Below are 10,625 nucleotides of genomic sequence, written 5' to 3'. Positions count from 1 at the left end.
GGGGGGCGCGGGGGGGCGGGCGCGCCCCCCCCCCCCCCCCGCCGCGCGCCCCCCCCCCCCCCCCCCCCCCCCCCCGGGCCGCCCCCCCCCCCCCCCCCCGCGGGGCCGCCCGCGCCCCCCCCCCCCCCCCCCCCCCCCCCCCCCCTCGGCGGCCCCCCCCCCCCCCCCCCCCCCCCACCCCCCCCCCCCCCCGCCCCGCGGGCCGGGGCCCCCCCCCCCCCCCCCCCCCCCCCCCCCCCCCCCCCGGCCCCTGGCCAGATAGCAGGAACGACATGACCTCACCGATCCTGGAGATGCGCGGCATCACCAAGGAGTTCCCCGGCGTCAAGGCGCTCTCCGACGTCAACCTCGTCGTCAACCGCGGTGACATCCACGCGATCTGCGGTGAGAACGGCGCCGGCAAGAGCACCCTGATGAAGGTGCTCAGCGGGGTCTACCCCCACGGCACCTACAGCGGCGACATCGTCTTCGAGGGCGAGACCGCGAAGTTCGCCAACATCCGGCAGAGCGAAGCCGCCGGCATCGTGATCATCCACCAGGAGCTCGCCCTCATCCCCGAGCTCTCGATCGCGGAGAACATCTTCCTCGGCAACGAGACCGCCAAGCGCGGCATCATCGACTGGGGCCGTGCCAACCGCGAGGCGATCGACCTGCTCGCGCGGGTCGGCCTGCGGGAGAACCCGCTGACGCCGGTGAAGAACCTCGGTATCGGCAAGCAGCAGCTGGTCGAGATCGCCAAGGCGCTGAGCAAGGAGGTCAAGCTCCTCATCCTCGACGAGCCGACCGCCGCCCTCAACGACGACGACTCCCAGCACCTCCTCGCGCTCCTGGAGGGGCTCAAGGAGAAGGGGATCACCTCGATCATGATCAGCCACAAGCTGAACGAGATCGAGCAGATCGCCGACGAGATCACGATCATCCGTGACGGCCAGAGCATCGAGACCCTCTCCGTCGCCGCCGGTGGCGTCGACGAGGACCGGATCATCCGCGGGATGGTCGGCCGCGACCTCGAGAACCGCTTCCCCGACCACACCCCCTCCATCGGGGACGTCCTCTTCGAGGTGCGCGACTGGACCGTCATGCACCCGCAGGACAGCCACCGCGAGGTCATCCGTCAGGCCAACCTCTCCGTGCGGGCCGGCGAGATCGTCGGCATCGCGGGAATGATGGGCGCGGGACGTACGGAGCTGGCGCGGTCGATCTTCGGCCGTTCCTACGGCTCCCGGACCTCCGGATCGCTGGTCCTGGACGGCGCGGAGCTCCAGCTCAACACGGTCACCCAGGCGATCGATGCCGGCATCGCGTACGTCTCGGAGGACCGCAAGGGCCTCGGGCTCAACCTCATCGACGACATCAAGACCTCGATCACCGCGGCGGCGCTGAAGAAGCTGCGCACCGGGCTCGTCGTCGACGAGCACAAGGAGGTCGTGGTCGCCGAGGGCTACCGCAAGAACCTCAACATCAAGGCGCCCTCGATCACCGCCGGTGTCGGCAAGCTCTCCGGCGGCAACCAGCAGAAGGTGGTGCTGTCCAAGTGGATGTACACCGACCCGAAGCTGCTGATCCTCGACGAGCCGACCCGAGGCATCGACGTCGGCGCCAAGTACGAGATCTACGGGATCATCCAGGAGCTCGCCCGCAGCGGTCGCGGCGTACTGGTGATCTCCTCCGAGCTGCCCGAGCTGCTCGGTCTGTGTGATCGCATCTACACGCTCGCCGAGGGCGTGATCACCCATGAGTTCGACCGCTCAGAGGCCACCCAAGAGTCCCTGATGCGCTACATGACCGCGGACGCGAGGAAGTAACCCCCGATGAATGCCCTGCTCAACACGCTGCGCGGGAACGTCCGCCAGTACGGGATGATCATCGCTCTGGCGGCGATCGTCATCCTCTTCCAGATCTCGACCGAGGGCGTGCTGCTCAAGCCGCTCAACGTCTCCAACCTGGTCGTCCAGAACGCCCAGATCCTGATCCTGGCCATCGGCATGGTGATCGTGATCGTGGCGCGACACATCGACCTCTCGGTCGGCTCCGTGGCTGCCTTCGTCGGCGCCGCCGCGGCGATCATGATGACCCAGTACGACTTCCCGTGGTGGCTGGCCGTCTTCCTCGGCCTGCTGATCGGCACCGCCATCGGCGCCTGGCACGGCTTCTGGGTGGCGTACGTCGGGATCCCGGCGTTCATCGTCACGCTGGCCTCGATGCTGCTCTTCCGCGGGCTCACCCTGGTCGTGCTCAAGGGCGCGACCGTCGGTGGTCTGCCCGAGCAGTTCAAGGCGATCGGCAACGGCTTCCTGCCCGAGATCGGGCCGGACACCGGGCTGCACAACCTGACGCTCCTCATCGCGGTGGCCGCCGTCGGTGTGCTGATCTTCCTCGAGGTGCGTCGCCGCAACGCCCAGATGGCCTACAACTTCGACGTCCTGCCGTTCCCGCTCTTCGTGGTGAAGCTGGCGCTGCTGACGATCGTGATCATGTACTTCGCCTACCTGCTCGCCGACGCGCGCGGGCTGCCGATCGTCGGCCTGATCCTGGCCGGGCTGATCGTGGTCTACACGTTCATCATGAACAAGACCGTCTTCGGTAGGCACGTCTACGCGATCGGTGGCAACGTCGACGCGGCCACGATGTCCGGCGTCAACACCAAGCGGGTCGACTTCCTGGTCATGGTGAACATGGGCCTGCTGTCGGGCCTGGCCGGCCTGGTCACCACCGCCCGCCTGACCGCGGCCAACCCCAAGGCCGGCGTCAACTTCGAGCTCGACGCTATCGCCGCCGCCTTCATCGGTGGCGCGGCCGTCACCGGCGGTGTCGGCACCGTCGTCGGCGCGATCATCGGTGGTCTCGTCATGGGTGTCCTCAACAACGGCATGTCGCTGCTCGGTGTCTCCATCGACTGGCAGCAGGCCATCAAGGGCCTCGTGCTCCTGCTCGCCGTCGCCTTCGACGTGTGGAACAAGCGCCGTACCGCAGGGTCCGGCGGTGCCGGTGCCGAGGCGGCCGAGCCCAGCGCTCCGCCGCCCGACAAGCTGGCCGAGGAGATCGAGGCCATGGAGGCCGAGCTCAGCGTCGACTCCAACGACCCGCCGACGACCTGATCCACCCCTCACACCCCCACCCCACGACCCCTGCCTCCCCCCGGGCAGGGGTCGTTGGGTTTTGGGGTCGGTGGCGCGTCACGGCCCAGCCGCACCCGCCTCGGGCCACCGGTGTTGAATAGCGGGGTGGCAAACTCCGCTCAGTGGCTCCAGGGAGCCCGTCCCCGCACACTCCCCGCGGCGCTCGCGCCGGTCATCGCCGGCACCGGGGTGGCTGCGTACGCCGGTGGCCTGGTCTGGTGGAAGGCGCTGCTCGCCCTCGTCGTGGCACTGGCGCTGCAGGTGGCGGTCAACTACGCCAACGACTACTCCGACGGGATCCGGGGGACCGACGACGATCGTGTGGGCCCGCTGCGGCTGACCGGCTCCGGCCTCGCCGCGCCGTCCGCGGTCAAGCGCGCCGCGTTCATCGCCTTCGGGATCGCCGCGGTCGCGGGCCTGGTGCTGGCGCTGACCTCGGCATGGTGGCTGATCCTCGTGGGACTGGTCTGCATGATCGCGGCCTGGTACTACACCGGCGGCTCGCGTCCCTACGGCTACGCCGGGCTCGGCGAGGTCATGGTCTTCGTCTTCTTCGGGCTCGTCGCGGTCATCGGTACGACGTTCGTCCAGACGCAGAGCTGGGAGTGGGGCGCGTTGTGGGCCGGCGTCGGGATCGGCGCGATCACTTCTGCGCTCCTCGTCGCCAACAACCTCCGCGACATCCCCGGCGACACCGAGTCCGGGAAGATCACCCTCGCCGTACGCCTCGGCGACGCACGGACCCGCTGGCTCTACGTCGCCCTCGTGGCCGTCGCCGCCGTCTCCGTGGTGCTCGTGGCCCTGACGACGTCCTGGTGGGCGCTGCTCGGCCTCGGGTTCCTCGCCGTCGCCGCGCAGGGCGTACGCACCATCCTCGACCGCGCCAACCTCGGCCCGCGCCTGATCCCGGTCCTCCAGCAGACCGGGATGGCCACGCTGGTGTGGGGGCTGCTGGTCGGCGTACCTCTGCTGTTCGTCTGAGGCCTGCCGGGACGGCGCTAGGCCGCCACGGTCTCCGGCTGGGCCCGTCGGGCCAGGTAGCGCTCGGCGGCGCGGGCGGAGGGGTGGACGCCGATCGCGGCGATGACGATGATTCCCGCGATGATGGCCCAGCCGAGATGGCCGAGCTCCATGGCCAGGAAGGTGTACGCCGCAGGGGCCCAGACGGTGCCGAGGGTGTAGCCGACCTGGGCGGCGCCCTGGTAGTCGCCGCGGTGCTCCGGGTCGGAGAGATCGGCGACCAGGCCCCACTCGCCGGCGGACTGGAAGAGCTCGGCGCCGGTGACGGTCACGTGGCCGATCCAGACGAGCGCGATCGTGATCAGGCCGACGGTGTCGTGGGTGACCGCGATGATCGCGCAGGAGGCCAGGAAGCAGAGCGCGCCGCGGCGTTGGGCCTTCAATGATGTCGTCACGTCGGTCACCCCGCGGGCGGCGATCACCTGGAGTCCGACGGCCATGACGGTGTTGGTGCCGAACAGCCAGGCCAGCAGCACCCGTGGGGCATCGGTCTCCTGGACCAGCCACAGCGGGATGACGACGTTGAGCAGGACCTGATGGGTGCCGAGCACGCCGTCGAAGAAGGTCGTCGCGAGGAAGGCGCGGTTGCGCAGGGCGCCGAGGCGGTCGCGTACGTCCGGCTTCACGTCGCCGGGAGAGGCAGCGGCGGCGAGTCGGGGGAGGCGCGAGATCCAGTAGGCGTTGACCAGGAGGACCACGGCGGTCATCAGCGGGACGGCCTTGATCAGGGTGTTGGAGTCGACGGCCAGAGCGAGGCCGCTGGCCAGAGCGCCGAGCGTGTAGCCGACGTTGCGGGCGGCCCGCATGTAGGCGAACGAGCGCACCCGGGTCGCCGCGGGGAAGACCGAGATCCGGTAGGCGTCGCGGCCCGACTTCTGCCAGGACGAGGCGAGCGCGAGAAGCACCTCGACCGCGACGTACGCGGCGAAGTTGCCGACGAGAACCCAGGCACCGAACAGCAGCGCCTGGAGTACGGCACCGGCGATCCAGCTGAACCGGGTGCCGAGACGGTCCGCGAGTCGGCCCAGGGGGACGGCGAACAAGAAGGTTGCAGCGCCCGCGATCGTGAGACCGAGGCCGACCTGTGCGGCGGAGAGGCCGACGATCTGGGTGAAGAAGACCGCCGAACCGGTGAGAAAGGTGCCTTCGGCGAAGGCCGAGAGCACCGACTGGTACGACATCGCCCGGATGAGCGGGTCGTCTGAGAGGACCTTGTCCCTCAACCGGATGAAGTGAGGGGACAAGACGACTCCAAACTATCTTGACATCGAGACAAGCGCAGTCTTGTCATCGCGGCGTCCGACGTCAAACAGTTATCCGTGCTGATCGGTCCCCAAACCGGGCAGCGAAGAAAAAGGAGTCCATCGCGCCGACGCCCGTGCGTCGGCGTAGGTCAGGGCGAGGTCAGCGGGTGGAACCCTCGATCGTGCCGATCACGCCGCCGAAGACGTCGGTGGTGACGCCCCAGATGCCGCCGGCGATTGCGGAGACCGTGTTGGTCAGTCCCTGCGGATCGGTGAACAGCCAAAACCCGACGAACAGGGCGCCGATGACGATGAAGATCTTCTTCTTGTCCATGTGAGCTCGTCCTCCCGAGAAATCCGATTGAATGTAATGTAAATTCGCGAATCCGGACGCAAGCGCGCGAAATTCGCGAGGATGCACCGGGATATAGATTCCCCGAAGTTAGCCTCCCCTCGCAAGAATTCAGCGAAGGAGACCACTGAGCGGGACAGTGTCGCGCCCAACGGTCCGGTCTGTGGCATGGAGGCCTGATGAGGCGGGTCGACCGAGCGCCCGCAGGCGCGCGTGGGCACGTGTCGTCAGGTGGAACGAGGTGCGTTACGGCGGTCTGGGGACTACGCTCGTCTCACATGGCGGTGGCGTTTGTCCAGAATGCCGACGTCCGGGAGTTCGCGTCAGCCCGCGGGAGGGGCAAGGCGCCTCCACCCACCGGTGCCGCATGGGGCTGCGCCGGGCGGGACAACCGAATACTTCCGGACGTATCACGCAACCACACCTCACCTCGGGAAAGGGAGCAGAACAATGGCACCGCACCAGTTGATTCAAAGTACGACTCAAGCCGCCGAGTATGGCACCGGCGGCCTGGCCGAGTGGATCACCGACAACATCATCACGCTGGTCGTGCTGATCCTGGGCGTCACGGTCCTGTGGGCTGCCCGCAGCGGCAACATCTCCAAGGCCGTCACGATCGTCGGTGGCCTGATCATCGGTCTCGGCGTCCTCGGCCTGGCCGTGGGCAACAACGCCACGGACCTCGGTCAGTGGATGGCTGGTCTCTTCAAGGGGTGAACCCGGTCCCGTTAGCTAACCCAGGGAGGGATCTCGGGGATGAGGCTGCCTGACGACGACGAGCTGTACGAGGTCGACCAGACCTATCTCGGCCCCCCTCGTCGCTACATCGGGGAGATGCGTTATCGGACCATCTTCCTCTTTCTGGTGATCGCACCATTGACGCTTGTGCTGCTGCGCAAGCTCGGCATGCCGGTGACGCTGCTGAGCATGGGCCTGTGGCTGATCGGCGCCTCCTACCTCTCGATGAAGGCCTCCGACTACATCAGCTCGGAGAGCTCGGCCGGCGCCTGGCTGATGACCTTCTGGCACGAGCTGACCACGCCGCGCGTGGAGACCAGCGCCCAGTACGCGGGCGGCGCGGCTGTTGCCTTCCGGCACGCCACGAGCCCCCGCGGCGGCTGGGCGAAGGCCATGCGACGACCCGGCCGGCGGTTCGCGCAGCAGCCGGGTGCCACCCCCTCGCCGAGGGCGCTGCAGGCGACGGTCGTCACCTCGACCCCGACCGCCCAGACCGGACACACCTCCTCGGGCTTCGCCTCGGCCGCGCCCGTACGCGGCAAGGCCGCGCCCGTGCGGCCGGTGATCGAGGCGAAGGTCGTCGAGGAGCCCCTCCCCGCCCATCTCTCGGCCAATCTCTCGGTCCAGCCCGAGGCGCAGCCTGCGAGGCAGCAGCACGCCACCGGCGTACGTCCGGCGAAGGGTGGCTGGTCGAGCCGACCATCCTCCTCGCCGCGTGAGCCCCGCGACGTGCCGTGGAAGGGTGGCGCGCCGTGGCAGGCCCGGCAGGAGCCGGAGCAGCCCGCGCCGGCCGCTCCGCCTGCGCCTCCGGCTCAGTCCACCGCGCCGCCACCGCCACCCCCTCCGCCACCACCTCCTCCTCCGCCACCACCTGCGGCGGCTCCAACGGCCCAGCAGCCCGCCCAGCAGCCCGCCCAGCAGCCCGCCCCGCAGGCCGAACCGAAGCCTGCGCCGGAGCCCGCGCCCAGGCCGGCCCGGCAGCCGCTGTCGCATGCGGTCAGGCCGGCCGTGGTGATCGCGCCGGAGCCGGGGTTCGACGAGGAATGGGACGAGGTCGACGGGTGGGACGACTTCGACGATGCGCCCTCGGGACGTACCCGTCCCAGGGACAATCAGGACGAGCGGGCGGTGCCTGACGGGCGCCCGCAGAGTGTGGACGACTACCGCAAGCGCCTCGACGGCGACGACGTACCCAACGACGGAGGAACCGCATGAGGCGGCCGCGAACGGAGCGGGCCTACGGGCCTGGCTTCGAGAAGCCCAAGCCGGGACGCAAGAGCGTCTTCGGCCGGGGCGGCGACGACTCGAAGGGCGTCCGTGAGCCCAGAGGCGACACGTGGGCACTGGAGGAGGTGCGCGGTCACCTGACCTTCACCAGCGACCGGATCATCGCCTGGTACCTCGCCGAGCCGCAGACCTGGTCGTTCCGCGCCCACTCGGACCTCGAGGCCCTGATCACCGACCAGGCGAGCCAGCTGGCCGATCTGGTCGGCAACACGGTCCACGGCCGGGTCACCACCCGCCCCTATCCCGTACGTCACTGGGCGCATGCCGCGTTCGCCAACGCTCCCGAACCGCAGCCCGGGTTCGAGGAGATGATGGCGCGCAACCAGGCTCACATGGCGGCCCACAGCCAGGCCGACAAGCTGGTCTACTACGGCGTCGACCTCGGCCGCCGCGACGCGACGGTGAGGACGCTGGCGAAGTTCTCCGCCGGTGCCGCCGAGCGCGAGATGGCCGCGATCAGCGAGCGCCTCGACACGGTCAACCGGGTGATGTCGCGTCCGGGCTTCTCCGCGCGGCCGGCGGTCGGTCACGACATGGAGTGGATGATCGCCCGTTCGCTCTCCCTGGGCGCCAAGATCCCGGTGCCCGAGCCGGGTGAGGCCCAGCAGAACTTCCTCGACACCGACGACATGGCCGAGTGGTTCGAGTCGGTCGCCTGGTCGGCCGAGCCGCTGGCACCGACAGTGCAGGTCACCAGCAGCATCGGTGGCCGCCAGGAGACCAGCCACGTGTGCGTACTGACGGTCTCCCGGATCGGCGACATCGAGGTCCCGGAGACCCACGCGCCGTGGATGGCGAAGACCGACGCGCTCGGCTTCCCGGTGGAGTGGTCGTTCCGGGTCGAGCCCCGCTCGCCGGACGACGTCTCCCGTGAGATGGCGTCCCTGACCCGCCGCATCGACGGCCAGGTCAGCCACTGGTCCGACGACCACGGCAAGCGGCCTCCCAAGCAGCTCTCCCGTCAGGCCGGCCGAGCCGCCGACGTCGAGGACGAGATGCGCTCGGAGTTCACGGGCCTGTCCACCCGGACCAGGGGCTGGTACCGGATCGCCGTCACCGGCCGCAGCGAGGCGGAGGCGCTCGACAAGGCGCAGAAGGTCGTCGACCTCTACCGGCCGCAGATCAAGATCACCCGCCAGCTCGGGCAATATCACCTGGCTCGCGAGTTCGTCCCGGGCGAGCCGCTCGCGTCGACCGCCCACGCCCGGAAGTTCCCGGTCCTCAAGGTCGCCGCCGGCCTCCCGGCGGTCACCGCCGAGGTCGGCGACAAGCGCGGCTTCTACCTCGGCGAGACCTCCGCGATGGCGTCCCGGGCCGTGCTGATGGACCCGTGGTACCTCACCGAGGTCATGGAGCAGGCCGGCCTGATCCCGCTCGTCGGCACGCCCGGTTCCGGAAAGTCGACCCTGATGGGCGTCGTCATCTACATGTCGATCCTGTCCGGCATCCACGGTGTCGCCATGGACCCGGCCGGTCGGCTGCAGCGGCTGATGACGCTGCCCGAGATCGGCGGCGGAGTCTTCAACGGCCAGCAGGTCTCCGCCCGCGCCCGCAGCGTCGACGTCCTCGGCGGTCGACCGGGAAGCCTGTCGCCGTACGCCGTCGTCCCCGACCCCAACCCGGAGCTGATCCGGGCCGAGGCGATGTCGGACCACGAGTTCGCCGAGCGGCTCCACCGGGAGCGGTCCGCCGCCGTCCAGCAGCGCCGCGACCTGACCGTCTCGGTGCTCCGCTCCTGCCTCCCGGTCGGACTGGCCAACAACGAGGAGGTGCTCAAGCGCATCCGCGCCCGCGTCATGGAGGCGCAGGCCGACCGCGGCGCCGACACCTCGACGATCGTGAAGATGCTCTTCGAGGGCGACGGCGGTGACCACGAGATCGGCCGCGAGCTCGCCGCCGCCCGTGAGCGCGAGCTCGGCCGGCTCTTCTTCGGCAACGACTTCCTCCAGTCCGACGAGGAGCTGAAGGGCACGCCGTTCACCTTCTACAACCTCAAGGGACTCAACACCCCGCCCGAGCACGTGCCGCGCGAGGAGTGGAGTGCCGAGGAGCAGATGGCGCGTCCGATCATGACCCTCGCCGCCTGGTCCGCCCTGCACCTGATCTACCGCAGCGATCCCAACGAGCGGAAGCTGTTCGCGCTCGACGAGGCCCACGAGGTCACCCAGGCGAGTGGTGGCACCGGGCGGGCCCTGGTCCACAAGCTCTCCAGCGACTCCCGCAAGAACAACTGTGCCGCGCTGGTCTCGACCCAGAACGCCTCCGCGATCCTGGGCTCCGACATCAACAACTTCGTCGGGGCGGCCTTCGTGGGACGTACGCAGGACGAGGGCGCCCAGCGCGACGCGCTCAAGCTGCTCGGCAAGCCCGAGGGCCTGGGCTACGAGTCGATCCTGGCGCGCCTCTCGCCGCGCACCAGGCGTGGTGACGAGCAGCTCGGCTACCGCGAGTTCATCTACCGCGACGGCCTCGGTGGCGACACCGGTCACGGCGGCATGGAGATCATCAAGGTCACCCTCAACCACCACCCGGGTCTGCAGGAGGCGCTCAACACCACCGCCGACCCCACCCGCCGCGTCAGCCGAGCCATCGGCGGCGAGCCGACCGATCTCCCCAAGTCCGAGCTTTCCGGGGACGGGATCGGCTGATGCCGCCGCGCCCCACCCGCCACAGGGCAGCCCTGCGCCGTAGGGCCGCTGCCCTCGTCGTACTCGTGGTCGCTCTGCTCTCGGTCGCCGGTCCGGCGGCTGCGGGGCCGAGGGGGATCGACATCCCGATCCCGTTCGATCCGACGGGTGGGCTCTCGGGTGTGAGCGATGCGTGCAACAACCTGGATGCGCCGATGCCGGCTTCTCCGTACGGGGA

At 69.6% G+C, this 10,625-nt stretch carries 9 protein-coding genes; 7 read left to right on the top strand and 2 right to left on the bottom strand.

The window, feature by feature from the left end; translation table 11 throughout:
• Positions 1 to 272 precede the first annotated feature (272 nt).
• The 3 genes from mmsA (at position 273) to ACIRON_RS30800 (ending at position 4,100) form a co-directional block, all read left to right on the top strand.
• The gene (mmsA, locus tag ACIRON_RS30810) at positions 273 to 1,805 is read left to right on the top strand and encodes a multiple monosaccharide ABC transporter ATP-binding protein (protein WP_402999241.1); all 1,533 of its coding nucleotides are present in this window, start codon (positions 273 to 275) and stop codon (positions 1,803 to 1,805) included.
• A gap of 6 nt (positions 1,806 to 1,811) precedes the next feature.
• Complete coding sequence (gene mmsB / locus ACIRON_RS30805; protein ID WP_402999238.1) at positions 1,812 to 3,098, top strand: multiple monosaccharide ABC transporter permease; 1,287 nt, start codon at positions 1,812 to 1,814, stop codon at positions 3,096 to 3,098.
• Positions 3,099 to 3,224: 126 nt separating this feature from the next.
• Positions 3,225 to 4,100 carry a 1,4-dihydroxy-2-naphthoate polyprenyltransferase gene (locus tag ACIRON_RS30800; RefSeq protein ID WP_402999235.1) on the top strand — a complete coding sequence of 292 codons (876 nt, stop codon included), beginning with the start codon at positions 3,225 to 3,227 and terminating at the stop codon, positions 4,098 to 4,100.
• 17 nt (positions 4,101 to 4,117) lie between these two features.
• Here the strand turns inward: ACIRON_RS30800 and ACIRON_RS30795 are convergent, their stop codons facing one another.
• Both ACIRON_RS30795 and ACIRON_RS30790 read right to left on the bottom strand, forming a co-directional pair.
• The gene (locus tag ACIRON_RS30795; protein WP_402999232.1) at positions 4,118 to 5,383 is read right to left on the bottom strand and encodes an MFS transporter; all 1,266 of its coding nucleotides are present in this window, start codon (positions 5,381 to 5,383) and stop codon (positions 4,118 to 4,120) included.
• 160 nt (positions 5,384 to 5,543) lie between these two features.
• Complete coding sequence (locus ACIRON_RS30790) at positions 5,544 to 5,717, bottom strand: hypothetical protein (RefSeq protein ID WP_160158737.1); 174 nt, start codon at positions 5,715 to 5,717, stop codon at positions 5,544 to 5,546.
• 468 nt (positions 5,718 to 6,185) lie between these two features.
• Between ACIRON_RS30790 and ACIRON_RS30785 the strand changes: the two genes are divergently transcribed.
• The 4 genes from ACIRON_RS30785 to ACIRON_RS30770 form a co-directional block, all read left to right on the top strand.
• Complete coding sequence (locus ACIRON_RS30785) at positions 6,186 to 6,452, top strand: hypothetical protein (RefSeq protein ID WP_091043078.1); 267 nt, start codon at positions 6,186 to 6,188, stop codon at positions 6,450 to 6,452.
• Between the two features lie 39 nt (positions 6,453 to 6,491).
• Entirely contained in the window at positions 6,492 to 7,688 is a 1,197-nt protein-coding gene (locus ACIRON_RS30780) for a hypothetical protein (RefSeq protein ID WP_402999227.1), read from the top strand.
• The gene (locus ACIRON_RS30775; RefSeq protein WP_402999224.1) at positions 7,685 to 10,408 is read left to right on the top strand and encodes an ATP-binding protein; all 2,724 of its coding nucleotides are present in this window, start codon (positions 7,685 to 7,687) and stop codon (positions 10,406 to 10,408) included. Before ACIRON_RS30780 ends, ACIRON_RS30775 begins: the two co-directional genes overlap by 4 nt.
• On the top strand, positions 10,408 to 10,625 hold a 218-nt coding region (locus ACIRON_RS30770; RefSeq protein WP_402999221.1), incomplete at its 3' end, for a hypothetical protein. The genes ACIRON_RS30775 and ACIRON_RS30770, both read left to right, overlap by 1 nt.

The organism is Nocardioides sp. NPDC101246 (assembly GCF_044767415.1).
GTDB lineage: Bacteria > Actinomycetota > Actinomycetes > Propionibacteriales > Nocardioidaceae > Nocardioides.
The sequence above is the reverse complement of the archived record's forward strand: the minus strand, read 5'-3'. Positions and strand labels throughout refer to the sequence as shown.

What these genes read in the sequence shown, in the direction of transcription:
- mmsA (WP_402999241.1), top strand. Translation starts at nt 273, where the DNA reads ATGACCTCACCGATCCTGGAGATGCGCGGCATCACCAAGGAGTTCCCC.
- mmsB (WP_402999238.1), top strand. Translation starts at nt 1,812, where the DNA reads ATGAATGCCCTGCTCAACACGCTGCGCGGGAACGTCCGCCAGTACGGG.
- ACIRON_RS30790 (WP_160158737.1), bottom strand. Translation starts at nt 5,717, where the DNA reads ATGGACAAGAAGAAGATCTTCATCGTCATCGGCGCCCTGTTCGTCGGG.
- ACIRON_RS30785 (WP_091043078.1), top strand. Translation starts at nt 6,186, where the DNA reads ATGGCACCGCACCAGTTGATTCAAAGTACGACTCAAGCCGCCGAGTAT.
- ACIRON_RS30780 (WP_402999227.1), top strand. Translation starts at nt 6,492, where the DNA reads ATGAGGCTGCCTGACGACGACGAGCTGTACGAGGTCGACCAGACCTAT.
- ACIRON_RS30775 (WP_402999224.1), top strand. Translation starts at nt 7,685, where the DNA reads ATGAGGCGGCCGCGAACGGAGCGGGCCTACGGGCCTGGCTTCGAGAAG.